The sequence below is a fragment of the Haloplanus sp. HW8-1 genome (assembly GCF_023703795.1).
Taxonomy (GTDB): Archaea; Halobacteriota; Halobacteria; order Halobacteriales; family Haloferacaceae; genus Haloplanus; species Haloplanus pelagicus.
On the sequence record NZ_CP098518.1, the window covers coordinates 1,965,963 to 1,991,803 of the forward strand.

The following is a 25,841-nucleotide window of genomic DNA, read 5'->3' on the forward strand; positions in this document are numbered from 1 at the left end:
CCCGATTCGATTTGACTGTCGGGTCCAGGCGCAAACTGGATCGCACGTACATACGGTCAGACCGACGCTGGCGTGACGACGGTTCGATTCCGTCGGTCGGCATGAAGGCGGCCAGAGCGGCGGGGGCACACCCGTACCCATCCCGAACACGGACGTTAAGCCCGCCTGCGTATCGAGCAGTACTGGAGTGGGCGACCCTCTGGGAGTCTCGGTTCGCCGCCTCACTACTCATACTACGGATGGCGAGCGACGCGTTCGGACGCGTCGCTCGCCCTTTCCATATACACGGAGCGACCGCACCGCCGCTGCCGCCACACCCACGCCCGAACAGCGGCCGCGCCGGTCGTTTCTCCGCCGTCGGATCGGAGGGAGTATCCTTCCAGTAGCCGGATTAAATCCGGCTTAATCGGGGTAAAACGGGCCCGAAACCGGGTTCAGCGCGTTCCCGATTTAATGGGGTTCGGATTCAGGGGACGAACGGAATGAGCACGAACCGAACCGGTGCGATACTGATCACAGTCGTATTACTGGTGTCGGCGGTGGCGCCAGCGACGGTAGCCGCACAGACGGACACGTTGTCGATCGACGTCACGCAGGACGACGAGACGGGCGTCGCGACGGTCTCCGTCGCCAGCAACGGGACAGCAGTCGAGAACGCGACGGTAAACGTGACCAGCGACGAGAACGCGACGTACGCCGGAGTCGGCGAGTACGAGACGGACGCGAACGGGACGGTCACGCTCCCAGAACCGTCGGCGTCGGTGACGGTGACGATCGAAGCGACTGCCGACGACACGAACGCGTCGACGACCGTCACGCTCGATCCGGCACTTGACGTCGTCGTCGAGGAGGCCGACGACGGCTCGGCCGTCGTGACGGTGACGCGCGGGAACGACACGGTGGAGAACGCGACGGTGAACGTGACCACCGACGAGAACGTGACGTACGCGGGGACGGGCGAGTACGAGACGGACGCGAACGGAACGGTCACGCTCCCCGACCCGTCGGCGTCGGTGACGGTGACGGTCGAAGCGACGGCCGATGGTGACGGGGCGACGACCACGGTCACGCTCGATCCGGCGCTCGACGTCGCCGTGGAGGGAGCCGACGACGGCTCGGTCGTCGTGACGGTCACACGCGGGAACGACACGGTAGAGAACGCGACGGTGAACGTGACGGCGAACACGACCTACGTCGACACCGGCGAGTACGAGACGGACGCGAACGGGACGGTCACGCTCGCCAATCCCGACGAGACGACCGAACTGACCATCACGGCCACGGAGGGCGGTGACGAGACGACGACCTCGGTGATCGTCGAACCCGTGCAGACGCTCGGAGTGGGCGTCGAACAGGCCACGGACGGCACGGTGACCGTATCCGTCGGTCGACTCGGCGACCCCGTCACGAACGCGACGGTCGAGGTGACGGCCCTCGACGACGGCACGTACGCCGGTGCTGGCGAGTACGAGACGGACGAGAGTGGAACGGTCGTCCTCCCCGCACCCGCCGAGAACGTCACGGTGGAGGTGACCGCCGCCGACGGGAACGACACGGCGACGACGACGGCAGAGCTGACGGTTCCGGAGCCGGTCGGGCCGTTCGGTCAGGTCGTTGCCGCGTTCGTCGACGCGCTGAAGGGGTCGGGCTTCAGCGGCCCGCTCGGACAGCAGGTCTCGGAGTTCGTGACGAACAACAACCCGTCGAACGCCGACCAGCGCGGCCCGCCCGCCGACGCGGATCCGGACGACGCGGATGACGGAAACGACACCGAGGGGGACGGCAACCAGTCCCGGATCGTTCCGGCCGGACCGCCGACCGAGCAGCCGGGTAACGCGGACGAGGCACCGGGGCAGTCCGACGGCGGCGAGGACGGCCCGGGTAACGCGGGCGATGCACCGGGGCGATCCGAGGAGCCCGAAGACGACGAAACTGAGGAGACTGACGACGAGACCGACGAGGACAAGCCGGGTAACGCGGACGAGGCACCGGGCCGGTCCGACGAACCCGAAGACGAAGCGGAAGACGAGGGCGAGAACGAAGCAGAAGACGAAGACGAAGCAGAAGACGAAGACGAAGCAGAAGACGAGGGCGAGAACGAAGCAGAAGACGAAGACGAAGCAGAAGACGAAGACGAAGCAGAAGACGAAGACGAAGCAGAAGACGAAGACGAAGCAGAAGACGAAGACGAAGCAGAAGACGAAGACGAAGCAGAAGACGAAGACGAAGCAGAAGACGAAGACGAAGCAGAAGACGAAGACGAAGCAGAAGACGAAGACGAAGCAGAAGACGAAGCGGACGGCGCCGCTGGCGGCAACGGTAACGGCGGCGGCAACGGCAATGCCGGCGGCAACGGTAACGGCCGATAACTGACGCGTTCACAGCTCCTCTCGCCGTTCGACGACAGCCCCGAGCGTCGCCCGCGAACAGCCAGCGAGGTCGGCCGCTCGGTCGACGGCGAGGTCGCGCGACTCGACGGCGACGGCCGCGCCGGCGAGGACGAACGGATCGGTGTCGCGTCCGGGGATCCACGCCAGTTCGTCGAGCGAGCGGTCGCCTTCCGGAACGCCCGACCGGTCGGTGGCTGGAGGAGCCGACCGGCCGATCGCTGCCACCGCCGAGCCGACCGCGAGCATCGTGGCCGCGATCGGGTCGCCGACCGTCTCGGTACCGACGGCGTCGACGGCACCGGCCAGCGCGAGTGCGGTTTCGGGGTCGTCACCGACCAGCGCACGGTCGATGGCGGCCGCCCGAACGCAGTCGAGCGTCATTCGCCCGGCACGGAGAGGGTGTGGTCGACGACGGTCCCGTCGGGTGCCAGCGTCACCGTCCCGAGTTCGACGCGCTCGCCTGCGTCGGCGACTCGATCGACGACCTCCAGAGCGCGTTCCCGATCGAGCCGTTCCCAGACGGTTCGTTCGACGAGGCGCTGGAAGGCGTCGCGGTCGCTCCACGCCGCGTCGAGGGTCGAGGGGACGTGGACGAGAAACCGGAAGGCGTCGTCGTCGACGCCGATACTGACGCCGAAGGTGTCGGCGGTCGGCGTCGATTCGGTGTCGTCGGCCATGTGCTCGCTCCGCGCGCCGACGGTATAAGCTCCCGGTGTGTCAGAAATTGACTGCCGGACGTCGACGCGATGGCGGCGTTTTTGTCCGGCGTCTTGGACCGAACTCATGAGCTACGCCATCGGACTCGTCGGCAAGCCCTCCGTAGGCAAGTCGACGTTTTTCAATGCGGTCGTCGGAGCATCGCCCCGATGGGAAGCAGGATCGAAGGTGGTCCTGCGACGGCGACGATGAACGACGTGCCGGAGGATGCGTACCCGTTCACGACCATCGATCCGAGCGTCGCGAGGCGTACGTCCGCGTCGAGTGTGCGGCCTCCGAATTCGACGAGACCTGTACGACGAGTGTCGGATACTGCGACGACGGCGTCCGGTTCGTCCCGATCCAACTCGTCGACGTCGCCTGTCTCATTCCCGGCGCCCATCGGGGAAAGGGCCTCGGCAACCAGTTCCTGAGCGACCCCAACGAGACGGACGTACTGGTTCACGTCGTCGACTTCTCGGGCGAGACCGACAGCCAAGGGGGTGCCGGCGGAGGGCAACGATCCCCGCGACGACATCGACTTCCTCGAGGACGAACTCGACATGTGGTATTCGGAGATTCTGGGAAAGGGAGCCGAGCGCTTCGAGACGAAATACTACGACGCAGATGCGGCCACCGAGGCGGATCTGCCCGGACAGATGAGTGCCTTCCGGATAACCGAGGAGGAGATCGAGCAGATGATCCTCTCGCTCGGGTTCGACCTCGATCCCGAAAGCTGGGACACGGCGGACCGCGAGTCGCGGCACGGGAGATCCGCAAGCGAACGAAGCCGATCGTGATCGCGGCGAACGAGATCGACGATCCATCGGCAGCGAGCTTTGCGGAGATCGCCGCCGACCCCGCATACGGTCACCTGACGTTCGTCCCCGCGAGCGCCTACGCGGAGAAGGTCTTGAAGGCCGCGGACGAGTCGGGGACGGCCGACTACCGCCCGGGCGACGACGACTTCGGTCTCGTCGGCGACCTGAGCGGGGAGCAGGCGCCGGGGTTGGAACGGATTCGGGGCTTGCTGGGGGCGTACGGTGGCACGGGCGTTCAGGCGTCGCTGGAGGCGGCGCCGTTCGACGCCCTCGACCTCATCGCGGTGTTCCCTGGGAGCGACGACGGGTCGACGAGCGAGACGGGCGTTTTCGGCGACGCTTTCCTCCTGCCCGAGGTCGACGACGTCGGATTTCGCCTATCACAGCCACTCGGACCTGGGCGACGGCTTGCTCCACGGCAGCGACTGCCGATCGTCGCGACAGATCGGCGGGGATCACGTACTCGACGACCGCGACGTGGTCGAACTCGTGACGACGAACTAGTCCGTGGCGGCGAGTAGCGTGTCGAGGGCTTGGCGGGCGCTCTCGTTTTTGACCGTCCAGCGATCGCCGTCGAAGACGTGGCGTTCGGCGCGGACGAAGGAGTCGTCGGTCCCCCAGGGAGCAGCGTGGGCGAGGCCGACGAAGACGAGACCGACGGGTTTCTCGTCGGTGCCGCCTGCGGGTCCGGCGATGCCGGTGGTCGAGACGCCCCAGTCGGTCCCCGCGGCGTCGCGGACGCCCTGTGCCATCTCGCGGGCGACGGGGGCGGAGACGGCGCCGTGGGCGTCGAGGGACTCCCGGGAGACGCCTAGTGCGTCGAGTTTGGCGTCGTTCGAGTACGCGACGATCCCGCGGTCGAAGTAGTCGCTCGATCCCGGCACGTCGGTCAGGTAGGAGCCGACCAGCCCCCCGGTGAGCGATTCGGCGACGGCGACGGTCTCGCCGCGTTCCCGGAGGCGGCGGCCGAGTCGGCGTTCGGCGGCGTCGGTGTCGGGACTGTTCGTGGTCGGAGCGTCGGCGGTGGTGTCGGGCACGTGATCGCGTTGGGCGCCGTCGCCTATCAATCGGCCGCCGTCGTGGCCGTCTCGCTCCCCGGTGGCGTCGTCGACCAGGACGCCGTCCGGTCCCCGACTGCCCGGAGATATAATGAACGTTTCTGAGGAAATTTTATCAATGTACAGTCATACACTGCGGATATGGCGACCGACGAGTTCCCCGCAACCCGTCACCGTCCAGTGGTCCCGTCCGGCGACGCCGCGCGTGCCGTTCCCGAGTCGATACGAGGAGTGACCGGTCCCCATTGCGGTGACCCCGGACCCACGCAGGCGGCGCTCGGCGGGGGGAGACCCGGAGGACACGTTGGGGTCACTCGATGACCGAGACGGTTACCTTCCAGTTGAACTGGGAACCGAACGGGTTTCAGGCGCCCTACTTCCTCGCACGCCGGGAGGGATTCTATGCCGACGAAGGCCTCGACGTGGAGTTCGTCGAGGGTCACGGCTCGCCCTTCGCTGCCGAACGGACCGCCAACGGCCGGAGCGACCTCGGTCTCGCCGGCGGGAGCGCCGTCCTCTCGGTGCGGAGTCAGGGGCTCGACCCGCTCGCCGTCGCCGCGGTGAGCCAGAAAACGCCGGCGACCATCTACACCCTGCGGGACGTCTTCGGCGAACCGCTCACCGACCCCGAACAGCTCCGAGGGCGGACGGTCGGTCCGTCGGCGACCAAGACCCGGATTCTAGCGCTCCAGTTGCTCGAGGACCGGGGGATTCGGGATGCGGTCGAGGTCCACGACGTCCAGAAACACACCCACCACCGCGTCGAACACCAGTTGCTCGACGGCGACATCGACGCCGCTGTGGGCGTCGTCACCAACGGCAAGGAACTCGAACGCGAGTACGGTCGGACGGCGGACGAACTCCTCGTCGGCAACTACCTCGACGTGTACGGGATGACGGTCGTCACCAACCCCGACTTCGCCGACGCCAACCCCGAGACGGTTCGCTCGTTCCTGCGTGCGACCGCTCGGGGGTGGGGGGCGGCGACGGACGACCCCGACCGCGCCATCGACGCGCTGATCGCTCGGAACGCCCAACTCGAACACAACCGCGAGATCGAGCACATGAAGTTCCTCGCCTCCGCGGAGGACCTCCAGTTCACGGAGTTCGTCCGCGAGGCGGGGTGGGGTCATTTCGATGCGGAACGGTGGACGAACCTGGCCGGGATGCTCGCGGAGACGGACCTGCTGGAGTCGCCCGTCGATCCCGACGAGGCGTGGACGAACGAGTACGTCGACGACGCCGACCCGGTGATCGCGAACTACGCCGAGCGGATCGGTCGTTAGTCGTCCGCACCGGCGCGCCACAGCGCGCGATACACCGTCCAGCGGTCGTGGCCGGTCCGATCCGAAACGGACCGAACGGAGCCGATATACCGCCGATACGCGGTGGGGCTGATCGAGTCCGGATACGACCCGTCGAGTTCGCCCGCCGCGGACAGGGCCGCCCACTCACGTTCCCCGACTGCGACGTACTCGTCAGGGCGCGTGTACGCCAGAAAGGCGGAGGCGACGGGTACGTCGACGCCCGTGAGCGACATCAACCGCCGGAGTTTCTCGTCGAGCGAATCGGCCGTCGCCGCCCCCTGAATGGCGTCGACCATCGCCTCGTAGTCGTTGTCGAGGAAGCGTTCCTCGGCCTCCCGTCGCTCCGTATCCGAGACGGTCCCGCGCCGGTAGTACCACTGGACGACCCACTCGGCGTCGCGGCGGCCGAAGTCGCCCTCGGCGAACGCGCGCGGAAGCGTCTCGGTGTGTTCTCGCTCCACCAGATCGAACGGTTCGCGCTCCTCGTACTCGTCCGCGAGGGCCGCAATCCGCTCGTGGGTGAGGTCGATTGTGGTTTCGTTTCCACCGTCAGTTCGTGCTCCGTAACCGGTCATACACACTCGTTCACCCCCCCGACGGGTGAACGTTTTCCCACGGGGTCATTTGCCTGAAACGCCACTTTAAGAGCCCGATGGCGGGGTTTCCCACGGTACCGGATGACAACATTGATGGTCCACCATCCTGATTTTTACGTATAATGTCATCCGAATCAAGCGGTGAATCGGACGGGGCGACCAAGACCATCTGCCCGTACTGTGGGGTGGGCTGTGGCATCAAGATCGCACAGGACGACGACGGGGAGGTCACGTTCCGTCCGTGGGGCGACGCACCGGTCAACGAGGGAAGCATCTGCATCAAGGGCGGGGCGGCCACCCAGTCGGTCAACCACGAAGACCGGTTGACCGATCCGCTGGTCCGTGGCGAGGACGGCGAATTCCACGAGGCGACGTGGGACGAGGCCTACGATCTGATCGTCGACGAGATGGAGCACATCCGCGACGACTACAGCGCCCAGGCCATGGGCTTCTATGGCTGTTCGAAGGCGATGAACGAGGAGAACTACCTCATCCAGAAACTCGCCCGCCGTTACGGCACCAACAGCGTGGACACGTGTACGCGGATGTGCCACTCCTCGACGGTGTACGCGCTCAAAAACAGCCTCGGCGAGGGCGCGATGACCAACAGCATGGAGGACTTAGAGGAGGCAGCCGACGTGTTCTGGATTCAGGGTGCCAACCCCGGCGAGCAACACCCAATCGCCAACAGCCAGTACTTCCGGCAGGCCGTTCTGGAAGGTGCGACGGTCATCCAGGTGGATCCCCACGCCAACAAGACGACGCGGTCGTTCGAGATCGACGAGACCGACCGGCATATGCACCTCCAGCTCGAACCCGGGACGGACATTCCCCTGCTCAACGTCGTCATCAAGACGATCCTCGAAAACGACTGGATCGACGAGGAGTTCATCGCGGAGCGCACCGAGGGCTTCGAGCACCTCCAAGAGACCTTGGAGGACTTCGACAAGGAGGCGGCCGCCGAAGAGTGTGGCGTCCCCCTCGAGGACATCGAACTCGCCGCCGAGAAGTACGCGATGGCGAACAACGCCGCCATCTTCACCGGCATGGGGATGAGCCAGCACACCTGCGGCGTCGACAACGTCCAAAACGAGATCAACCTCGCCTTGATCACCGGCAACCTCGGCCGTCCGGGAACCGGTGTCAACCCGCTCCGTGGCCAGAACAACGTTCAGGGTGCCTCGGACGTCGGGGCGATGCCGAACGTCCTCCCCGGGTACCGGGACGTCTCCGACCCCGAGGTCCGAGCCGACGTCGAGGAGGTTTGGGACTTCGAGATTCCGTCCGAACCCGGGCTGACGAACGTCGAACTCTCCCATGAGATCGGTAAGACGGTTCACGGCCTCTACATCATGGGTGAGAACCCCGTGATGAGCGAACCCGACACCAACGAGGTCGAGAAGCGCCTCGAAGAACTCGACTTCATGGTGGTCCAAGACATCTACAAGACCGAGACTGCCGAGTACGCCGACGTGATCCTGCCGGCCACCTCGTGGGCGGAACGCGACGGCACGGTCGTCAACACCGACCGCCGCACCCAGCGGATGCGCGGCGTCGAGAAGGTCCACCCGAACACGAAAGACGACCTCGAGATCCTGTGTGACGTCGGCAGCCGCCTGTTCGGCGACGGCAGTTTCGACTTCGACGGTCCCGAAGAAGTCTTCGAAGAACTCCGGCAGGTCGCACCCATCTTCCACGGCATGACCTACGATGTCCTCGGCGAGGAGGGCGTCCACTGGCCCTGTTACGAGCCCGGCGACGAGGGCGACCCGTTCCTCTACGAGGACGGATTCACTACCGAGAGCGGTAACGGCCAGATCGAGGGCGTCCGCCACCAGCCGCCGAAGGAGACTCCCGACGAGGAGTACCCGCTGATCCTCACCACGGGCCGGATCATCGAACACTACAACACGGGGACGATGAGCCGCCGTTCCGAGACGCTCAACCGCGTCGAACCCGAGAACTTCGTCGACGTCCACCCGAACGACGCCGACCACTACGGGATCGAGGACGGCGACTACGTGACGCTCAAATCCCGGCGCGGCGAAATCGAGGTGGAAGCCCGCGTCACCGAGGACATCAAGGAGGGAACCGTCTGGACGACGCCACACTTCGCGGACGCCGCGGGGAACCGCCTCACGAACGACGTCCTCGACGAGCGCGCAAAGATCCCCGAGTACAAGGCCGCAGCCGCCGAAATAGAGGTCACTGTCGATACGGACGACGCCGACGCCCCGGCCGACGACTAAGTCGGCCGTTCGCCGACGTCCTCTACCAGCCGAACGTCACAGTCGGAGCAGGTCGCCATCAGAACGCGTTCGGATTCGGTACAGCAGGTCTCGATGGTCTCCGTCTCCCCGGCGTCGAGTTCGCCGCCACAGAGCGGACAGGTGTCGCGGTACTTTCTGAGGTCACGGAGCGCCGCCACCCGCTCGTCAGGACCGAGCGACGCCCACGACTCATCCCCGCGTTCCTCGAGGACCGCCGCCGCCGCGGCGTCCGCGAGTAATGCGGATTCGGAGAGCCACCGTCGGAGCCGTTCGTCGACGACGTACGCCGTCTCGCCGACGTTCGACGCCGTCGGGATTCCGAGCAGCGTCGCCACGTCCTCTTCGCCGACGCCGTCGGCACGTAACCGTTCGATCCGATCGTCCCACGCCGACGCGAACGGGTCGAGCAGGCGCCCGCCCTCGGGCGTGGCCCGGACGGCCGTCCCGCCGAGGGGTTCGAGCGGCTCGGGGAGGCGAAGTTCCTTCCCGAACAGTCCGAGGAGCCACGGCGGGAGATAGCGAACGGTGAACGCCGGCGTTCCGGGTACGAGATAGCCCCGGAAGTAGATCACACCGAGGGCACCCACCAGCACGACGGCCCCGCCGGCGACCCCGACCACCGTCGTGACGGCCGCGGCGATGATGGCTGCGATGACGACGTTCACGACCGTACAGGGGAGACACCGGTTTTCACCCGTGTATTCCGGACGTCGCAGGCGATCACCGACCGCAGCGAGTGGGTTACGCATCGCCGTCGGGTAGGGTATACTCCTCGAAAAAGGCTGTGTGCGAGGGCGGCTACTCGTCGCCGTTGTGCCGCAGTGCGCCGTACGCACCCGCACCGATCGCGGTCAGCGCCGCACCGACGCCGAAGCCGGGGCCGCCGCCGTTGGTCTCTCCATCGCCACCGTCACCGCCGTCGCCGCCGTCGCCGCCGTCGCCGCCGTCGCCGCCGTCGCCCATCGGCGTGTCAGTCGCCGTGGCGGTCCCGCCACCGCCGTCGCCGCCGTCACCCATGTCGCCGCCGGTGACGTCGAACTCGCCCCCTTCGCCCATGTGCTCCTCGCAGAAGTACTCCGACAGGCTGGCGGTCGCCTGGAAGTTCACGGTTCGGGTCCGCCCCGTCTCGAACACGTACTCACCCCGTCTGACGACACCGTCTTCGGACGTGATCACGAGGTTGTGTCGTGCCGGCAGTCCCTCGCTCTCGGGGTTGTAACTGTTGGTCCACTGGATAGCGTACCGGTTGCCCGCTTCGACTTCCAGCGTCGGGTTGGTCGTCCCCGCGATGCTCGATGGAGCACGGCCGACGAAGCCTTCTTGGGTCAGTTCGAGTTCGAACGTCGTCTCGACCTGTGCCGTCGCCGATCCCACCGCCCCGGCCAATCCCGCGGTCGTTGCTGCAGCGCCGATCAGGAACATTCTTCGCGTCGCCATGTCCGTCAAGAGAATCCCTCATCAAATAAAATTACGGGAGAACGTTCATGATTTTCACGCTCGCGGTGGCTAAAAACGGACTACTAGAACGTGAAAAAACGGCGAAATCGGCGGAACTACTCTTCGCTGAGGCCGAAGACGGCGATGGTGGAGCCACGACGGCCGCCGTGGAGCCAGCCGGAGCCGCCGACTTGGACCGCGACGTACTGCTTGCCCTCGCCGGGGTCGTACCAACTGGACAGTGAGGAGCAGATCGGTGCGCCGAGCTGGAACTGCCAGAGACGGTCACCGCTCTCGCCGTCGTAGGCGACGAGGTTGCCGTTCTGGGTGCCGGCGAACATGAGGCCGGTCGCGGTCGTGATCGACCCGCCCCAGAGGTAGTCGCTGGTCGTGTCCGAGGAGATCCAGTCGCGCCAGACACGCTCGCCGCTGACCGGATCGACGGCGACGATGGCGCTGAGGTTCCCGTTCCAGTTGGACGGCTCGCTGACGTCGGGCCAGTCGTTGAGGCCGCCACCCCAGTAGGTTTGGCCGGCCTCGTACTCCGCCTCTTCCCAGAAGATTTCGTGGGGGGCGTTGTTCTGGTTCATATACATCAGTCCCGTCGCGTGGCTGTACGACGGGGGCTGCCAGTCGTTCCCGCCGTGAGCACCGGGCACGAAGGAGACCCGACGGTCCTCGTCGGTGTGTGGAACCATCTTCCACATGTTGATGTGTTGGGTCGTCTCCTGGGACCGCTCGAGGAGCCGCCCGTTCTCGGCGTCCATGGTGTAGACCCAGGCGGTCTTGCCGGGGCTGAGGACGACGTCGCGGGTCTCGTCACCCATCTCCATGTCGTTGACACGGATCTTGGTCGCCGAGGAGTCGTAGTCCCACACGTCGTGGGGGCTCTCGCCGTAGTGCCACTGGATGGAGCCGTCGTCGGCGCTGAGCGTCAGCGTCCCGATGGTGTAGCGGTTCGGACCCGGACGGACCGTCCCGTCGAAGTCCGGACCGGGGTTCCCGACCGGCGCGTGGATCATACCGCTGTCGGGGTCGATGGTCGGTGTCATCCACACGGTCCCGGCACCGTGTTCGTGGGAGTCGCCAGCCCACTCCTCGGGTGGCGTCGTGTTGGTCCGCCACATCTCGTCCCCGCTCTCGGGGTCGAGGGCCGCGACGAACCCGGTGACGCCGTACTCGCCGCCGGCGGACCCCGTGATGACCTGTTCGTCGTAGACGACGGGCGCCCACGTGGCGGAGTAGCCGATCTCGTGGTCGCCGGTCGAGGTGTACCACGCCTCCTCCCCGGTGTAGCGGTCGAGCGCCACGACGCCGGAGTCGAGCGTCGTCATGTAGACCTTGTCGCCGTAGACGGCGAACCCACGGTTGTTCGCGTCACAGCAGAGCAGGAGGCCCTGCGGGTTCGCGTACGTGTAACTCCAGAGGGTCTCGCCGGTTCTGGCGTTGATGGCCTTCGCGTGGTTCGGCCCGTTGGTCTGGTACATGACCGGCGGATCGCCCGGAACGACGATCGGAACCCCCTCCATGCTGGAGGCGACGCCGCTCTGTACCATATACTCCATCTCGAGGTCGTCGACGTTGTCCGGCGTGATGACGTCGGCCGACGTGTAGCGCTGTTGCTGGTAGTTCCCCCCGTACATCAGCCAGCTCGTCGGATCGTCGACCGCCGAGCTGTCGAGCATCTCCTGGGTGACGTCTTTCTGGGGGATCTGCTCGACGTTGAACTGGTGGGTGATCGACTCGTCGGGTAGGTTCGTCAGCGTGTACCCGTCTTCGACCGCCACCATCTCGATGTTCTGTGCCGCCTGTGCCGCCTTGTCTACTTCGTGAGTGCTAGCCATGCGTTACGCACCTCCCGTGCGCGGGGCGCGCATTTCGTCCGTGATGCGCATCACGTCGTTCGTCAGGTCCTCCTGTCCGACGACCATCATCGCCGCGCCGGCGGACAGCGCAGCGGTGAGCTGTGCGTCGCCGAGTTCCCGAGCGCCGGCGAGGTCCTCGGCGGCGTTGGCCAACAGATGTAGTCCGGCGTACATCTGCTTGAGGTCCCCGTAGTTGTTGTCGAGGATGGTCTCCGTCAGGAGCACCTCGTTCTGCCAGAGATACGTATCCAGATAGTCCGTCCACAGCAGGACGCCGGCCGCCGCTCGCTGGTGGAGCGGGGCGACGTTCGCCGGATCGAACCCCTCGACGCCGGCCGGAATGTCCTTCGTCGGCACCCACATGGCCAGTCGTTCCTTGTTGTTGACGACGTTGACCATCGTCGACGTCAGTTCCGCTTCGGTGTACCCGATTTCGAGGAGCGCCGACGCGAGCGGTGCCGTGTTGATGAGTTCGCGTGCCGTGGCACCGATATGCTCGGGTGTGAACGCCGGCAGGTTCTCTTCGACGCTCTCGAAGAAGCCGACCTCGACGAGATGCTCGTGGATCGCCCAGCCGGGTTCGGCGAGCTCCTGATACGCCGTACTGTCCTCGGCCGGGACGCCCATCGCACGGAGTTCGTCCAGTTGTGCGATCTGTTCTTCGAGGCCTGCGAGTTCACTGCTCAGGAGACCCGCGTCCAGCTCTCCGGTCAGGTCGTCGCTGATGGCCTCGCCCATCGCGGCGAGTTCCCCCGCCGTCTCCCCTTCTACTTCTCCCCTGAGTTCGCTCAGGGTGAACTCACTACCTGCTGCCACTGCGCCGGTCAACCCGACGACCTTGAGGAACTGACGCCGGTCCTCTCGGTCGATCTGGGGCATTCCGTTTACATGTTGCGACATGCCATACCACTCCGTACATAGGGTAGGAGTTGTCTATATTTAACTTTGTGATATATTTCATTATTTAGAAGGTAAATTAAACAATATTAATAATTATTTTTAATGAGAGATGCCACGGCCGCGGGGGTGAGGCCATCTATCCGTCGTTACCGAATTTGTTCGGGTTATCGAACGGTAAGGTGGCCGATCATGTCGTTGTTCACGTGCAAGATGCAGACGTACGTGTAGTCACCCGTGGTGTCGAACGTGTGCGTGTACGTTGCCCCCTGCGGGTTGATCCCCTGGGGGTTCCCCTCTGGATGGCTGCCGAACGGTTCCGCTCCTTCGGGGAGCGAGACGTCCGAGTGGTGTGACGGATGAGCACAGATGTTGTGGCCTCCCGATTTGAACTCCCATCTGACCGTATCACCCGCAGATATACGAACCCGTTCCGGGACGTAGTCGAAGTAACTCCCATCCGGACCGACTTCGATAACGGCGTCCGCCTCCTCTGTGGGAGTCGACGTGGGGGTCGTCGTCGCCGTGGCTGTCGCCGTCGGCTCCGGCGTGTCGGTCGCCGTCGCCTCCCCACCGTCGCCGCCGTCACCGCCACCGCTACCGCCGGAACAGCCGGCGAATCCGGCGAGAACGGCACTACTGAAGGTGGCTGCGAACTTCCGTCGCGACAGGAACTCCTTTGGCTGTTTTGAGACCATCGAATCGAAGTTCGGTTTGCATCTAATAAACCTGATGAAGTCCCGGCAGTCACTCCCACACACGACCGACCGTGTTCGCGACGTCACCCGTTCGCCTGCAGTTTATATATGGCGCGGGACCAAGTGGCCACCGTGCGAGTTCGAGAGTTTCCGGTCCTCGGCGACGAGGACGAACGGGCGGTCGAGACGTTCGCCGTGGGGCTCGACCGCGAGGCCGCGCGCGTACTCGCCTACCTAGTCGGTCGCGAGGACTCCGACCGCTTCTCCGGGGAGGCCGCGTCGCGGTTGGCCGTCCGCGTCGGTGTCGACCTCGGTCGGGGTCGGGTCTCCGACGTGCTCGCGACGCTCACCGACCACGGCCTGGTCACCGAGACGACCGTCGAGAGCGAGGCACCGGGCCGCCCCCCCAAGGGGTGGCGGGCCGACGCCGGTCACGACCGAACGGCTTCCCGCGTACGCGCCCTCCACTCGGAGGCGTTGCTCGACCGGGCGGCGACGGTCGCTGCGACCCTCGACGACGACCTCGACGTGGACGCTGGGCCCCTCACCGACGACGCCTCACCGATCGAGGTCGGCCTGAACTGGGAGCCGAACGGGCTCCACGCACCCCTGTTCGCGGGCACGTACGACGTGGACGTCTCCCTCTCCGGTTGTCGGGGGTCCCGTGCCGCCCTCTCGGCCGTCGCCGATGGCGACGTCGATATCGGCCTCACCGGCGCGGCGACGTTTCTCCGTGGGCACGCCGACGGCCACGAGGTGATCCCGCTCGCGCTGTACTACCAGCGGGCGATGGTCGTTCTCTACACCACGCGTGGGACGTTCGGCGGCCCGCTCCGGAGCGTCGAGGACGTACGCGGCCGCCGGGTCGCCATGCCCGCCGGCTCCGAAACCGGTGCGCTCGGGCGCCTCTTCCTGTCACAGGCCGGCGTCGTCGACGACGTGACCGTCGTCCCCGCCGACGGCGAGGAGCGCGAGGCGTTGCTCCGCGGCGACGCCGACGTGGCGACCGGCGTCTTCACCGACCCGCTGGCACTGGGCGCCGACGGCCACGAGGTGGATTCGGTGCTCGTCGCCGATCACTTCCCGGTACCCGGTCCCGCGCTCGTCGTCCGCCAGGAGACGCTCCGGGACCGTCCCGCCGCGCTCCGAGCGTTCCTCGAAGGAGCGATGGCCGGCTGGAGCACCGCTCGACTCGACCCCGCGGCGGCCGTCGACGCCGTCGCCGACCACGGTAGCGAACCGGCCGCGGCCGAACGCCGGAAGCTCACCCAGGCGCTCGATCGTTTCGCGTCCAGCGACGCCGTCGAGAAGAACGGCTGGGGGTGGCACTCCGCCGAGACGTGGCAGCGACTCCGGGTCGCGCTCGAACAGGCGGACGCACTATGATCCGCGTAGAGAACCTGTCGGTTGCCTACGGCGACTTGCGTGCCCTCGCCGACGTCTCGCTCGACGTCGCCGACGGCGAGTTCGTCACGGTCGTCGGGCCGTCAGGCTGTGGCAAGACCACCCTGTTGCGGACCATCGGTGGGCTAGAGGAACCGACGACGGGCGAGGTTACCGTCGACGGTGACCCACCCGGCGTCGCTCAGTCCGACGCCCGCCTCGGGTTCGTCTTCCAGGAGCATACGCTCCTGCCCTGGAAGACGGCCCTCGAGAACGTCACCTTCCTCCGTCGGATGGCGGGCAAGGACCCCGATCCGGCGGGGGCTCGCGACCTCCTGGCGACGACCGGACTCGACGGGTTCGAGGACGCCCGTCCCGCCGAACTCTCCGGCGGTATGAAACAGCGGGTCGCCATCGCCCGGGCCATCCATCTCGGCGCCGACGTGTTGCTGATGGACGAGCCGTTCGGCGAACTCGACGAGATCACCCGCGACGAGATGAGCGTCGAGATCCTCCGGCTCTGGCGCGAGACCCGCAAGACCGTCGTGTTCGTCACCCACAGCGTGCCGGAGGCGGTGTTTCTCGGCGACCGCTGTGTCGTCGTCTCGGGCGCCAGCGATCCGGCGGCCGGCGACGACTCGCCCGGACGGATCGTCGCCGAGTTCGAGGTCGACCTTCCGCGTCCCCGCGACGAGTCGGTGTTCGGTTCCGAGGCCTTCGGCGCGCAGGTCGCCCGGGTTCGTCGGGCGCTTCACGACGACACATGAGCGTCGCCGAACGCGTCCCCTTCCCGGACGTGACACTGCCGGTCGCGGGACTCGTCGGCGCCGTCGCCTGCTGGTGGGCGATCACGACCTTCTTTGCCATCCCCGCGTTCCTCCTACCGTCGCCCGTCGCCGTCGCCGCCCGCCTCGCCGGCAACCCGGAACTCTACCTCACCAACGCCGCCGAGACGCTCCGGAAGGTCCTCGTCGGCGGCGCCGTCGGAGTGGTCGGGGGCTTCTCGCTCGCCCTCGTCGTCGCCACGGTCCCCCTGCTCAAGCGAGCGATCTACCCCTACCTCGTCGCCGCCCGCGTCCTCCCGAAGATCGCCGTCGCACCGCTGTTTCTCATCTACTTCGGCGTCGGCTTCGGCACGGCCGTCCTCTTCGTCGCCCTCGTCGTCTTCTTCCCCGTGGTCGTCGGGACGGCGGCCGGCCTCTCGCGGACCCCCGAGGCGCACCTCGACTTGCTCCGCTCGGTCGACGCCGATCCCGTCCGCACCTTCCTCGCGGTTCGGCTCCGGCACGCGCTCCCGGACGTCTTCGCGGGGTTGAAACAGGCGGTCACGCTCGCCGTCGTCGGCGCCGTCGTCGCCGAGTGGATCCTCTCGAACGACGGCCTTGGCTCACTCGTCCTCGTCGCCTCCGAGAACGTGCAGGTGGACGTGATGCTCGCGGCGCTCGCGGTCCTCCTGCCGATCGGTCTGCTGCTCTACGGCGCCGTGACCCTCTGTCAGCGTGCGGTCGTGTGGCAGTGACTCATCCCCAGTCCAGCCGGCGTTCGACCGCCGCCGGCGCGAGATAGAAGCCGAGACCGAGCAGCGTGAGTACGCCGAGCGTGGCGAAGGTGGCGCTCGTTTGCAGGAACTCGGCGGTGTGAAAGAGCCGGTAGCCGAGCCCCGACTGGAGGGTGAGAAACTCCGCGACGACGGTGCCGACGACGGCGAGCGCCGCGGCGAGTTTCACGCCCGCGAAGACGCTGGGTGCGGCCGCCGGCACCCGAATCCGGAGGAAGGTCCTCGTCGACGGCGCACGGACCGAGCGGGCGAGGTCGGTGTACTCCCGGGGGACCGACCGGAGGCCGTCGACCGACGCGATGGCGACGGGAAACACCGTCATCGTGGTGACGAGGGCGCCCCGCGAGAGCACGCCGTCACCGATCCAGAGGAAGACGAGGGGGGCGATGGCGATCAGCGGCGCGATGCGCAGCGCGATCAGGTAGGGGTGAAGCACCGCCGCCGCCGCGCGCGACCCGACCATCGCGAAGGCGAGCGTGAGGCCGACGACGACCCCGCCGACCAGACCGAGCGCCGCCGTCAGCGCCGTGACGCCAGCCGCCGCGAGCAGGGCCCCGCGGGTCGCGACGGCCGCCGTCAGCACGTCCACCGGCGAGGGGAGGACCACGGCCGGGACGCCGGTCGCCGTCACGAACCACTGCCAGCAGCCGACGACGACGGTGAAGACGGCGACGGGTGGCCAGACGTGGCCCGCGACCGACTGGACGTCCGCACGGCTCACCGTCGGCGTCTCGATGGCCGCGAGTCGTCGGTCGGAGGTGGCCATCAGCGCTAGTCCGCGAACGACCCCACGGACTCGGCGTCGGTGCCGAGGTAGTCGTTGGTCCAGACGGTACTCGGATCGACCCGGCCGCCGAGGGCGTCGGCGTCCGCGAGGGCGTCGTGGACGACCCGCCAGGGTTCGGCCTCGCTCCAGCCCCAGCCGTGTTCCCTGACGGCGTCGCTCAGCATGAACTCCTCGGCCATGGTCTCCCACTTCCGTCGCTGCTGGTCGCGTGACTCCGCGAGGACGCCGTTTGCTTCGACGAGCAGGTCGGTCGCCTCGGCGGGCCGCTCGTGAGCCCACGCGGCTCCGCGGGCGGTCGCCCGCAGGAAGGCCCGGACGGCCTCGGGATTCGAGTCCGCCCAGTCCCGCTTGGCCGCGATCACGTGGCCGTAGGAGGGAATCGTCTCCGCGACGGGGACGCTGTCGACCGTGTACCCCTGGGCCTCGGCACTGATGGCGTCACCGAAGACCCCACCCGCGGCGTCGACCTTTCCCGAGAGGAGTTGCTGGACCGTGTCGTAGCCCGTATCGACCATCTCCACGTCCTCCCGAACGCCCGCTTCCTCCAAGAGTAGCGATGTGAGCCTCCGAACCATCCCGGGACCGGTACCCACCGTCCTGCCGGCGAGTTGTTCGACGTCCGTCAGTTCCCCGCCGAAGGTCTCCCGGGTCGAGAACACCACCGCTGGACTCTTCTGCATCACGACACTCACCGACTGCGGCGAGAGCCCCCGACTGTTGATGTTCAACACCTGATCGCTACTGGTGACCGCGAAGTCGACGTTGCCGAGGCCGACCTGCTTCGCCGAGAACGTCGATCCCTCGCCGGTTTCGATCGAACCGAGCGTCAGTCCCTCCTCCTCGTAGAACCCCTTTGCCTTCGCGGTGAAGTACGGCACGTGGAGGCCGCTCGGCTTCCAGTTGAGGAGCAGCGACGACTCGTCCGGAATCGGCGTTCCCGTGGCGGTGCCGGTCGGCGTGTCCGTGTCGGTCGGCGCCTCCGTGTCGGTCCCGTTGCCCCCACCGCCGTTCGTTCCGCCGAGACACCCCGCGAGTCCCGTCGTTCCCGCCGCCCCCGCCGCGACGAGAAAGGACCGTCTCGTCGGTGTCGATTGCATACGCGGCTATCAGGTCACCTTTAGTATAAAAATTCCGGTGAATTATTTATTAACTAACGCCGATCTCGTCCTCCGGTGGCGACCACTCGAACTCGAGTTCGAGTTCGAGTTGGCGGTGGGTCTCGCCCACGAACTCCACCTCAACCTCGATGGGCTCGTCGAACTCGAAGGGGATCTCCCACTCGTCGGTCGAGATGGTGAGACGCGGTTCCGATTCGATCTGATCGGCGAGGTCACGGAGGAACCCCGCCGTCGACTCCCGCGAGAGGCGTACCTCCCGCTCGAAGTAGCCGTCGGTCACGGTCCGTGGCCCGTCGTTCGCGTCCGGCAGGTCGGCCATACGGCTTCTACGGGGAGAGAGGTAAAATAGTGTGCGTCCCAAGGACGGCACGACAGATGTCTTTGTTCGATATCCTCGGGAGCAAGGCACGACTGCAGATCATCCGCGAGCTAGCCACGGAGCCCCGGTACGTCTCCGAACTCGCCGATCGGGTGGGGATGGACGGCAAGACGGCCGTCCACCACCTCTCGACGCTCGAGGAGGCGGATATCGTCGAGAGCTACCGCACGAGCCGCCGCAAGTACTACCGACTGACCAAGCGCATCGAACTCCGGGCGTCGCCCGACCCCGACCCCATGTTTCTCCTGCACGCCGACGACGTCGACGAAGCGGAGCGGTCTCAGTAGTCCGCCGTCCGCCGCGCTCCCGGCTGCGTGTATACTAATTCAATAGATGTTACTACTCACGTACTAACATACATCACAGTCGACCGCTAGCGACTGGTCATGGTACGAACGCGGATGGTCGTCGGTATCGTGTTGTTACTGTCGCTGCTCGTCGCCTCTCCGGCCACGTCCGCGGTCGCTCAGGATTTCGGGGTCGACGGCCCGGCCGGGACGGTCGTCGCACAGGACGCGGGCGAAGGGGGCGAGGAAGGCGAAGCGGGTGACGGGGAAGAAGGCGGAATCGAGGGTGCCATCGAAGGCTTCATCGAGGCGCAGGGAACCATCGGCGCGGTGATCGTCCTTCTCGGCGGTATCCTCCTCCTGACGGCGTGTACGGAGAAACTCATCAGCTACCTCGCCCGTGCGTCGCTCAACATGAAGATGTCGCTGTTCGCACTCGCGATCGTCTTCACCGGCTTCGAGTTCGACGACACGATCCTCGCCTTGGTCCTGTCGAGTGGCGGACTAGAGCAGGCAGCGCTCGGGACGGCACTCGGCACTGGCCTGGCGATCATCGGTATCACGCTCGCGGTGGCCGCAATCATCAAACCGTTCCCGGTCGACTTGCCGACGGACTACATCGTCATCTTCGGACTCGCGCCGCTCATCCTCGTCCCGTTCGTCCTGCTCGGGACGCTGACGTTCGTCCACGGTGTCATCCTGACCGCCTTCTTCGTGTTCTCGTTCGCGTACTTCATCGTCCGCGAACGGCAGCGCGACATCCCGGTCTTCCGAAACACCGAACTCGGACAGGAACTCGAGGATCTGCGAACCGACGGTGGGATGGCACGCCCCAACTCGGTCGAAGAGATCCCCGAAGACCATCTCCTCGGTGACCTCGCCAACTCCGGCATCGTCTGGATCGGCCTCTCCCTCCTCGCGCTCGCGGGTATCGTCTTCGCTGCAATGTTGCTCGAAGGCGGGTCCGAAGTCGTGATCGAAGGGTTCGGCATCGAGGAGACCGTCTTCGGGGCGACGTTCCTCACACTGGTCCTCACGTTCGAGGACATCATGCTCACCATCGAACCGGTCCGCCGTGGCTTCCCCGAGATCGGCGTCGGCAACGTCATCGGAAGCGTGCTGTTCTCCGTGACCGGCAACATCGGCGTCATCATGTTCCTCAGCGAGGTGGACATCTCGTCGTCCGTGCTCACGTTCCACCTCCCGGCCATGATCATCGTGACCGTGCTGGCGGCCTACTTCTTCTACGAGGGGGCGATGAAGCGCTGGCACGGCGCCTTGCTCGGCGGTCTCTACGTCGCCTACTGGATCGTCGCGCTCGTCGTGTTCAGCGGCGTGCCGATCGGGGAGTGAGTCAGACCGCGTAGTTCGCCACCCAGTACGCGGCGTAGGCGGCAAGCAAGAGCGCGCCTGTCGGGCGTCCCACCTTCCCGCGGTAGAAGGCGATGGCGACGATCAGTAGCGTGCCGAAAAAGAACGGCCAGTGGACGGTGACGACGGTTCCGGCCGTGTTCAGGGGCCGGACCATCGCGATCAGACCCGCGTTGGCGCTGACGAAAAAGAGCATGCTCCCCACGACGTTGCCGACGCCGATGTGGGGACGCCCCTGCCGGACGGGTTCGACCGTCAGAAACAGTTCTTCGAGCGACGCGATGAAGCTCATCACCGTCGCGCCGAAGGCGAGTCCGGTCACGCCGAGGAGTGTCAGCAGTTCTTTGGCCCCCTCGACGGCGAGTTCGGAGCCGACCGTCATGCCCACCGCAGCGACGAGGGCGACGCCGAGAAACGCCGGTCCCTCGTATCGTTCGGGGACGTGGTCCTCCACGAGTCCGTCGACGTCGAGGTCCGGATCCACGTCCAGACCGAACCACGTCCCGTCCTCGTCCTCCCCTCGCTCGTCACTGTTTTCGGCCGTGGCCTCGCGTTCCTCCTCCATGATCTCGACGTCCTCGGCCGAGAGGTAACGGGTGTCCGTGTAGCGTTCGAGCGTGTAGATGATGCCGAGGTACGGGACGAACGTCGCGGTCAGGACGGCGCCGTCGAACCGCGAGAGCGTGCCGTCGAGGGCCAGACCGAAGAAGAGAAACGGGGCGAGCAGCGTGATGCCGAGGTAGTTGCGAGGGACGTCCGTCTCGAAGGGGACCAACACGCCGGCGAGGCCGACGGCCGCCCCGAGGATGAAGAGCGCCTCGCCGAAGACGGTGCCGAGCGCCAAGTCGGGCAACCTGTCGTACGCCGCCGCGATGCCGAGAATGACGTTCTCGAGGTCCGTCCCCGCGAGAACGACAGTCAGGAAGAACCCGGAAACGCCGAGCGCGAGTGCCCCCTCGGCGACGGCCTCGATGAACGTCTCGACGCTGACGATGACGATGACGACCCCGACCAGAAACAGCGCGACCGACACCAACTCGCCCGGCAGTCCGAGTACCATGCGACGGGGAGGTACGCCCACCACCACATAAAGTCCTCGCCGACCCCCTCGTGGAGTGTGGGTCGTTCTCGCGACGTCCCACACGCGAGCCCCGACGGCCGCCGTGGTCGGGGCCGCGCGTCGCCGCCGTCGGTGACCCGGTCCCAAACGGTAAAGTCGATCCGCCTCCGGAGAGTGGACATGAACGGGTACGTCGGCGCCGTGTGGCGGTCGACCGCCGTCCACACGGCCACGACTCCGCGAGTCGAGGTGGTGGGATGAGCCTCATCGCGGTCGTCGAAATCGGTCATCCGGATCTGGCGCTCACGCCCACCATCCGCTCGACCGACGCGTCGGTGGAGGTGGTGTCTCACACTGCGACCGATCCCGAGACGGGGATGTTCTTCTTTCTCGTCGAATCGGACTCCTTTCCAACGTTCGAGGCGGCCCTCGAACGCGACCATACGGTCGAGGAATCGATGCTGGTCGCCGAGGCGTCGTCGACGCGTATCTACCGACTCCGTCACTCCCCCGGGACGAAACTCGTCTCCCCGACCACGATCGAGATGGGGGGACTCATGCTCGAAGCCGAGAGCACTGATACCGGCTGGTCGATTCGGACGCAACTTCCCGACCGCGAGACGCTCGGTAGGCTCTGGGAATACTGCGACGGTGAGGGAATCGACTTCGAGATCGATCACATCTACAGCCTCGACGAGTTCTCGGTCGACGACGGCGTCGGACTCACCGACGCCCAGCGTGATGCCCTGCTGACTGCCTACGAGGCGGGGTACTTCGAGGAACCCCGTGGTACCTCGCTACAGGAACTGGCCGACGACCTCGGCATCTCGCCGACCGCCGTCGGCGGTCGCATCCGTCGGGGGACGTCCCGACTCATCGAGCGGACGCTCGTCGAGGACGAGTGAGGCGCCACAGGGATAAACGCCACAGATGAGACACCCGCAGAGTCAACCCGCCGCTCGAACATCTTCGATCAGGAGCATGGCTATCACGGAACTCGACGCGATCCACCACGTCCACCACGACGCGGACGGCGACGAGCGACTGAGCGCCACCCTCGTCGACGCCGTCGCTTCCCTCGCCGACACCGATCCCGCCGATCTGCCGCCGCTCGAAACGCGGATCAACGTGGCCGCGCTCGATGGTCTCTGGGACACCGACTCCCCGGAGCCACCCGCATCCGGTTGCCTCACGTTCACTTACGCCGGGTACGTCGTCGTTGTCCGGAGCACCGGCACCGTGTTTCTCCGGGAGCGGGATGGGGACTAACCGGCGACAGCGACATCCCTATCTCGCGCCGTCGACCGATAGCCGATCCCCCGAACGGCTTCACACCGCCTGTCGAGGTCCGTCTTCGAAAACCGGGAGAGCCTCGATTCGCCCACCGTCCGAGCACCAACGACGGACGCGTCCGCATCGACCCATGCGGTTCGTCAGTCCTCGAGTCGGCCACGCCGCCACGCCTCGGTATCGGCCGCCTGGTTGAACGTGTAGATGTGGAGCCCCCGGATGTCGTACTCGGGGTCGGCGGCGTAGGGGGCCAATCCGTCGACGATCGCATCGGGCGTGTACTTCCCGCGCGAGCCGACGAGTTGGCGAACGAACCCCACGATGCCGCTCGTCTTCCGCAGGAAGCGCACGGAGTCGCCGACGCCGACTTTCTGAGAGATGTTCAACAAGCGCTGGTACTTCATCACGCCCGGAATCCCCACCTCGACCGGAAGGTCGATTTCCCGGTCGCGCACCGTCTCGATCCAGCGGCGGATAGCCTCGGGATCGTAACAGAGCTGTGTCGTGAGATACGTGGCGTGGGGAGCTTTCCGCTCCATCGCCTCGGCCAGCGTCCGGTCGTCGAGGAAGTCGTGGCCCTCGGGGTAGCCGGTGATGCCCACCTCGTCGAAGGCGTAGCCGAGGTCTTCGAGCGCAACGAGGAGGTCGTGGGCCGACTCGAACTCGCCGACGGGGTCTTCGCGGTCGCCACCGGGAACGAAGACGTCGGTGACGCCGGCGTCATCGAGGCGGCCGGCAACCTCGTCGAGATGGTCGTCGTCGCGCACGTACCGGGCGGCGACGTGAGGGATCGGCTCGTACCCCCGGGCGGCCGCCTTCTCGGACCACTCAACCGTCGCGTCGAGGCCGAGTTGGGGCGAGGCCGTGATCGCGATCTCGGCACCCTCCGGGAGCCGTTCCATCTGCCCCTCGACGCTGTCGAAGGGCATGAGCTCGAACCGGGGATCGGTGAGCAGTCTCGATGCACCGTCGGCGGTATCGGTCGATGTGGTGAGGGACATGTCGAATCGGTTCGGCGTCGTCGTCGGTTAGGCCGGGTGATGGTTAGGGCTGTCGGGGGACTACTCCTCGGCGTCCTGCCGGGCGTTCAGTTTTGCCTGCTCCCTGGCGCTGGGGTTCACGGACTCCTTGAACGGCACCTCGGCGACCGTCGCGTACGCGGGTTCGCCCGCCTCCTCGGCGTACTCGTCTGGCAGGTGAACCGCGAACTCCAAGTCGAGGTTCTCCTCGTAGATCTCGTCGTTGAGGAGGGCGTCGGTCTCGGCCTGTAGCTTCTCCGCGGGGACGAAGCCCAGCCCGATGTTCGTCTCCAGATCGGGGTTCCACCACGGCGAGGTCATGTATCCACACTCCGTGCCGGTGTCCGGATCCGAGACGATCCAGAAGTCGGGGGCGTAGTCGCGGATCGGTTCGCCCGCGATCTTCAGGCCGACCATCTTGAGGTTGAACGGGTACTCCCCGTTCTCGACGAGTCGTTGCTGGCGTTCGAGTTCCGCCTTGCCGATGTAATCACCGTCCTTGTCGTTGGGGACCTGATAGCCGAGGTTGACCTGGAACGGCGAGGTCTCGTGGTCCATATCCTGTCCCCACGAGAGGATGCCCGCTGCGATACGGCGGTGGTGTCCGGGCGCGATCTGGCGGCCGCCGTGGTCCTTGACCGACTCCATCACCGGGTCCCAGACCCGTTCGGCGTTTTCGCTCGCGTCCTTGACGTAGACCTCGAAGCCCTTCTCACCGGAGAAGCCCGTCTGACTCACCAACACCGGGCAGCCGTTGATCTCGGCGTCCATCAGCCCGTAGTAGGGGATGTCGCTGACCGCCTCGCCGACGACGTCGACCATCACGTCCTCGGACAGAGGCCCCTGAATCTGCATCGGCGCCACGTCGATCTCGTCGATCTCCACGTCGAAGTCCATGCCGACGTTGACGCCCTGAAGCCACTGCATGAGCGTCGAATCCGAGATGGAAAACCAGAACTCGTCCTCGGCGACCCGCAGGAGGACCGGATCGTTCAGGATGCCGCCGTCCTCGTTACAGAGGATGACGTACTTGCCGGACATCGGGTCGATCTCCGTGGCATCCCGGGTGATGACGTAGTCCGTCAGCGCCTCGGCGTCCGGCCCCTTCACCCGGATCTGGCGCTCGACCGCCACGTCCCACAGCGTCACGCTCTCTGTAAGCGCCTCGTACTCCTTCATCGCGCCGCCGTCTTCGGGTTCGACCAGACCCCGCGGGTGGTAGATCCGGTTGTAGACCGTACAGCGCCACGCTCCCTCCTCGTTGAAGGACTTGTGGAAGAAGGGCGACTTCCGAACGCGGGTCGAGACGAGCATCTCGATGCCCGGGTCGCCGGTCTGTCGCAGGTTCCGTGGAAGGACACGGTCGGACTGGTCGATTTCCGGATGGTTCGGGTGGCCGTCGGGCGCGGTGGAGTCATCGTTTGTCATCGACAATTAACGCCGATCCCCACCCGGATAAGGTTGGACCACAGCTATCTCGGATGTATAAGTACCCTCGACCGATCGCGGCCGGGGCCGGCGAGAAAATTAACACGTATAGTGTTGTTAATTGGG

The 25,841-nt window shown here is 66.2% G+C and carries 25 protein-coding genes, 1 rRNA gene and 1 pseudogene; 12 read left to right on the forward strand and 15 right to left on the reverse strand.

What is annotated here, in order from left to right; translation table 11 throughout:
- The first annotated feature begins 103 nt into the window (after positions 1–103).
- Together rrf and NBT82_RS10510 are read left to right on the forward strand one after the other, a co-directional pair.
- Positions 104–225, forward strand: a 5S ribosomal RNA gene (gene rrf / locus NBT82_RS10505).
- Positions 226–482: 257 nt separating this feature from the next.
- Complete coding sequence (locus tag NBT82_RS10510) at positions 483–2,369, forward strand: hypothetical protein (protein ID WP_251328071.1); 1,887 nt, start codon at positions 483–485, stop codon at positions 2,367–2,369.
- Between the two features lie 9 nt (positions 2,370–2,378).
- On the opposite strand, the gene NBT82_RS10515 is transcribed toward NBT82_RS10510, so the two are convergent.
- Both NBT82_RS10515 and NBT82_RS10520 read right to left on the reverse strand, forming a co-directional pair.
- Positions 2,379–2,771, reverse strand: a complete 393-nt coding sequence (locus NBT82_RS10515; RefSeq protein ID WP_251328072.1) for a hypothetical protein — start codon at positions 2,769–2,771, stop codon at positions 2,379–2,381.
- Positions 2,768–3,067 carry a DUF8124 family protein gene (locus NBT82_RS10520; RefSeq protein WP_251328073.1) on the reverse strand — a complete coding sequence of 100 codons (300 nt, stop codon included), beginning with the start codon at positions 3,065–3,067 and terminating at the stop codon, positions 2,768–2,770. The genes NBT82_RS10515 and NBT82_RS10520 overlap by 4 nt, the downstream gene beginning before the upstream one ends.
- Positions 3,068–3,173: 106 nt before the next feature.
- On the opposite strand from NBT82_RS10520, the pseudogene ychF reads away from it, so the two are divergent.
- Positions 3,174–4,411 (forward strand): annotated as a pseudogene (ychF, locus tag NBT82_RS10525) (YchF-related putative GTPase).
- On the opposite strand, the gene NBT82_RS10530 reads toward ychF, so the two are convergent.
- Positions 4,408–4,944 (reverse strand): CinA family protein, encoded by a 537-nt coding sequence (locus NBT82_RS10530; protein ID WP_251328074.1) that lies wholly within the window; start codon positions 4,942–4,944, stop codon positions 4,408–4,410. The pseudogene ychF and the gene NBT82_RS10530 overlap by 4 nt on opposite strands.
- Positions 4,945–5,282: 338 nt before the next feature.
- Between NBT82_RS10530 and NBT82_RS10535 the strand changes: the two genes are divergently transcribed.
- Positions 5,283–6,251, forward strand: coding sequence for an ABC transporter substrate-binding protein (locus NBT82_RS10535; RefSeq protein WP_251328075.1), 969 nt, complete (start codon positions 5,283–5,285; stop codon positions 6,249–6,251).
- Here the strand turns inward: NBT82_RS10535 and NBT82_RS10540 are convergent.
- Entirely contained in the window at positions 6,248–6,847 is a 600-nt protein-coding gene (locus NBT82_RS10540) for a hypothetical protein (RefSeq protein WP_251328076.1), read from the reverse strand. The two genes, NBT82_RS10535 and NBT82_RS10540, sit on opposite strands and share 4 nt — an antisense overlap.
- A gap of 143 nt (positions 6,848–6,990) precedes the next feature.
- Here NBT82_RS10540 and fdhF point away from each other — a divergent pair, with 143 nt between their 5' ends.
- Entirely contained in the window at positions 6,991–9,117 is a 2,127-nt protein-coding gene (fdhF, locus tag NBT82_RS10545) for a formate dehydrogenase subunit alpha (protein WP_251328077.1), read from the forward strand.
- On the opposite strand, the gene NBT82_RS10550 is transcribed toward fdhF, so the two are convergent.
- From NBT82_RS10550 to NBT82_RS10570, 5 genes are all read right to left on the reverse strand, one after another.
- Positions 9,114–9,887: a DUF8054 domain-containing protein gene (locus NBT82_RS10550; RefSeq protein ID WP_251328078.1), complete on the reverse strand. Its 774-nt coding sequence runs from the start codon at positions 9,885–9,887 to the stop codon at positions 9,114–9,116. The genes fdhF and NBT82_RS10550 overlap by 4 nt on opposite strands.
- A 49-nt stretch (positions 9,888–9,936) precedes the next feature.
- On the reverse strand, positions 9,937–10,575 hold the full coding sequence (locus NBT82_RS10555) for a PGF-CTERM sorting domain-containing protein (RefSeq protein ID WP_251328079.1): 639 nt from the start codon (positions 10,573–10,575) through the stop codon (positions 9,937–9,939).
- Positions 10,576–10,691: 116 nt separating this feature from the next.
- Complete coding sequence (locus NBT82_RS10560; protein WP_251328080.1) at positions 10,692–12,419, reverse strand: pyrroloquinoline quinone-dependent dehydrogenase; 1,728 nt, start codon at positions 12,417–12,419, stop codon at positions 10,692–10,694.
- Between the two features lie 3 nt (positions 12,420–12,422).
- Entirely contained in the window at positions 12,423–13,319 is an 897-nt protein-coding gene (locus tag NBT82_RS10565) for a hypothetical protein (protein ID WP_251328081.1), read from the reverse strand.
- A gap of 185 nt (positions 13,320–13,504) precedes the next feature.
- The gene (locus NBT82_RS10570) at positions 13,505–14,035 is read right to left on the reverse strand and encodes a plastocyanin/azurin family copper-binding protein (protein ID WP_251328082.1); all 531 of its coding nucleotides are present in this window, start codon (positions 14,033–14,035) and stop codon (positions 13,505–13,507) included.
- Positions 14,036–14,167: 132 nt separating this feature from the next.
- Here NBT82_RS10570 and NBT82_RS10575 point away from each other — a divergent pair, with 132 nt between their 5' ends.
- The 3 genes from NBT82_RS10575 to NBT82_RS10585 are packed head-to-tail and all read left to right on the forward strand — an operon-like array spanning position 14,168 to position 16,937.
- Positions 14,168–15,421 carry an ABC transporter substrate-binding protein gene (locus NBT82_RS10575; RefSeq protein WP_251328083.1) on the forward strand — a complete coding sequence of 418 codons (1,254 nt, stop codon included), beginning with the start codon at positions 14,168–14,170 and terminating at the stop codon, positions 15,419–15,421.
- On the forward strand, positions 15,418–16,185 hold the full coding sequence (locus NBT82_RS10580; protein WP_251328084.1) for an ABC transporter ATP-binding protein: 768 nt from the start codon (positions 15,418–15,420) through the stop codon (positions 16,183–16,185). Before NBT82_RS10575 ends, NBT82_RS10580 begins: the two co-directional genes overlap by 4 nt.
- Complete coding sequence (locus NBT82_RS10585) at positions 16,182–16,937, forward strand: ABC transporter permease (RefSeq protein ID WP_251328085.1); 756 nt, start codon at positions 16,182–16,184, stop codon at positions 16,935–16,937. The genes NBT82_RS10580 and NBT82_RS10585 overlap by 4 nt, the downstream gene beginning before the upstream one ends.
- 1 nt (position 16,938) lies before the next feature.
- On the opposite strand, the gene NBT82_RS10590 is transcribed toward NBT82_RS10585, so the two are convergent.
- Genes NBT82_RS10590 through NBT82_RS10600 form a run of 3 tightly spaced genes read right to left on the reverse strand, consistent with a single transcriptional unit; the run spans position 16,939 to position 19,200 of the window.
- Positions 16,939–17,742 carry an ABC transporter permease gene (locus tag NBT82_RS10590; protein WP_251328086.1) on the reverse strand — a complete coding sequence of 268 codons (804 nt, stop codon included), beginning with the start codon at positions 17,740–17,742 and terminating at the stop codon, positions 16,939–16,941.
- A 5-nt stretch (positions 17,743–17,747) separates the two neighbouring features.
- Positions 17,748–18,860, reverse strand: coding sequence for an ABC transporter substrate-binding protein (locus tag NBT82_RS10595; RefSeq protein WP_251328087.1), 1,113 nt, complete (start codon positions 18,858–18,860; stop codon positions 17,748–17,750).
- A 49-nt stretch (positions 18,861–18,909) separates the two neighbouring features.
- Complete coding sequence (locus NBT82_RS10600) at positions 18,910–19,200, reverse strand: amphi-Trp domain-containing protein (RefSeq protein ID WP_251328088.1); 291 nt, start codon at positions 19,198–19,200, stop codon at positions 18,910–18,912.
- Between the two features lie 56 nt (positions 19,201–19,256).
- Here NBT82_RS10600 and NBT82_RS10605 point away from each other — a divergent pair, with 56 nt between their 5' ends.
- Together NBT82_RS10605 and NBT82_RS10610 are read left to right on the forward strand one after the other, a co-directional pair.
- Complete coding sequence (locus NBT82_RS10605) at positions 19,257–19,547, forward strand: ArsR/SmtB family transcription factor (protein ID WP_251328089.1); 291 nt, start codon at positions 19,257–19,259, stop codon at positions 19,545–19,547.
- Positions 19,548–19,646: 99 nt separating this feature from the next.
- Complete coding sequence (locus NBT82_RS10610; RefSeq protein ID WP_251328090.1) at positions 19,647–20,900, forward strand: sodium:calcium antiporter; 1,254 nt, start codon at positions 19,647–19,649, stop codon at positions 20,898–20,900.
- A 1-nt stretch (position 20,901) separates the two neighbouring features.
- On the opposite strand, the gene NBT82_RS10615 is transcribed toward NBT82_RS10610, so the two are convergent.
- A complete protein-coding gene (locus NBT82_RS10615; RefSeq protein WP_251328091.1) occupies positions 20,902–21,978 on the reverse strand; it encodes a sodium:calcium antiporter in 1,077 nt (358 codons plus the stop codon).
- A gap of 257 nt (positions 21,979–22,235) precedes the next feature.
- Between NBT82_RS10615 and NBT82_RS10620 the strand changes: the two genes are divergently transcribed.
- A complete protein-coding gene (locus tag NBT82_RS10620) occupies positions 22,236–22,883 on the forward strand; it encodes a helix-turn-helix domain-containing protein (protein ID WP_251328092.1) in 648 nt (215 codons plus the stop codon).
- A gap of 76 nt (positions 22,884–22,959) precedes the next feature.
- Positions 22,960–23,247, forward strand: a complete 288-nt coding sequence (ddfA, locus tag NBT82_RS10625) for a DdfA family disk-determining factor (protein WP_251328093.1) — start codon at positions 22,960–22,962, stop codon at positions 23,245–23,247.
- A 164-nt stretch (positions 23,248–23,411) separates the two neighbouring features.
- On the opposite strand, the gene NBT82_RS10630 is transcribed toward ddfA, so the two are convergent.
- Complete coding sequence (locus NBT82_RS10630) at positions 23,412–24,269, reverse strand: methylenetetrahydrofolate reductase (protein WP_251328094.1); 858 nt, start codon at positions 24,267–24,269, stop codon at positions 23,412–23,414.
- Between the two features lie 60 nt (positions 24,270–24,329).
- Complete coding sequence (locus NBT82_RS10635) at positions 24,330–25,715, reverse strand: aminomethyltransferase family protein (protein ID WP_251328095.1); 1,386 nt, start codon at positions 25,713–25,715, stop codon at positions 24,330–24,332.
- Between the last annotated feature and the right edge of the window lie 126 nt (positions 25,716–25,841).

Coding starts and splice junctions, on each gene's coding strand:
- NBT82_RS10510 (WP_251328071.1), top strand. CDS start 483: ATGAGCACGAACCGAACCGGTGCGATACTGATCACAGTCGTATTACTG.
- NBT82_RS10515 (WP_251328072.1), bottom strand. CDS start 2,771: ATGACGCTCGACTGCGTTCGGGCGGCCGCCATCGACCGTGCGCTGGTC.
- NBT82_RS10520 (WP_251328073.1), bottom strand. CDS start 3,067: ATGGCCGACGACACCGAATCGACGCCGACCGCCGACACCTTCGGCGTC.
- NBT82_RS10535 (WP_251328075.1), top strand. CDS start 5,283: ATGACCGAGACGGTTACCTTCCAGTTGAACTGGGAACCGAACGGGTTT.
- NBT82_RS10540 (WP_251328076.1), bottom strand. CDS start 6,847: ATGACCGGTTACGGAGCACGAACTGACGGTGGAAACGAAACCACAATC.
- fdhF (WP_251328077.1), top strand. CDS start 6,991: ATGTCATCCGAATCAAGCGGTGAATCGGACGGGGCGACCAAGACCATC.
- NBT82_RS10550 (WP_251328078.1), bottom strand. CDS start 9,887: ATGCGTAACCCACTCGCTGCGGTCGGTGATCGCCTGCGACGTCCGGAA.
- NBT82_RS10555 (WP_251328079.1), bottom strand. CDS start 10,575: ATGGCGACGCGAAGAATGTTCCTGATCGGCGCTGCAGCAACGACCGCG.
- NBT82_RS10560 (WP_251328080.1), bottom strand. CDS start 12,419: ATGGCTAGCACTCACGAAGTAGACAAGGCGGCACAGGCGGCACAGAAC.
- NBT82_RS10565 (WP_251328081.1), bottom strand. CDS start 13,319: ATGCCCCAGATCGACCGAGAGGACCGGCGTCAGTTCCTCAAGGTCGTC.
- NBT82_RS10570 (WP_251328082.1), bottom strand. CDS start 14,035: ATGGTCTCAAAACAGCCAAAGGAGTTCCTGTCGCGACGGAAGTTCGCA.
- NBT82_RS10580 (WP_251328084.1), top strand. CDS start 15,418: ATGATCCGCGTAGAGAACCTGTCGGTTGCCTACGGCGACTTGCGTGCC.
- NBT82_RS10585 (WP_251328085.1), top strand. CDS start 16,182: ATGAGCGTCGCCGAACGCGTCCCCTTCCCGGACGTGACACTGCCGGTC.
- NBT82_RS10590 (WP_251328086.1), bottom strand. CDS start 17,742: ATGGCCACCTCCGACCGACGACTCGCGGCCATCGAGACGCCGACGGTG.
- NBT82_RS10595 (WP_251328087.1), bottom strand. CDS start 18,860: ATGCAATCGACACCGACGAGACGGTCCTTTCTCGTCGCGGCGGGGGCG.
- NBT82_RS10600 (WP_251328088.1), bottom strand. CDS start 19,200: ATGGCCGACCTGCCGGACGCGAACGACGGGCCACGGACCGTGACCGAC.
- NBT82_RS10605 (WP_251328089.1), top strand. CDS start 19,257: ATGTCTTTGTTCGATATCCTCGGGAGCAAGGCACGACTGCAGATCATC.
- NBT82_RS10610 (WP_251328090.1), top strand. CDS start 19,647: ATGGTACGAACGCGGATGGTCGTCGGTATCGTGTTGTTACTGTCGCTG.
- NBT82_RS10615 (WP_251328091.1), bottom strand. CDS start 21,978: ATGGTACTCGGACTGCCGGGCGAGTTGGTGTCGGTCGCGCTGTTTCTG.
- NBT82_RS10620 (WP_251328092.1), top strand. CDS start 22,236: ATGAGCCTCATCGCGGTCGTCGAAATCGGTCATCCGGATCTGGCGCTC.
- ddfA (WP_251328093.1), top strand. CDS start 22,960: ATGGCTATCACGGAACTCGACGCGATCCACCACGTCCACCACGACGCG.
- NBT82_RS10630 (WP_251328094.1), bottom strand. CDS start 24,269: ATGTCCCTCACCACATCGACCGATACCGCCGACGGTGCATCGAGACTG.
- NBT82_RS10635 (WP_251328095.1), bottom strand. CDS start 25,715: ATGACAAACGATGACTCCACCGCGCCCGACGGCCACCCGAACCATCCG.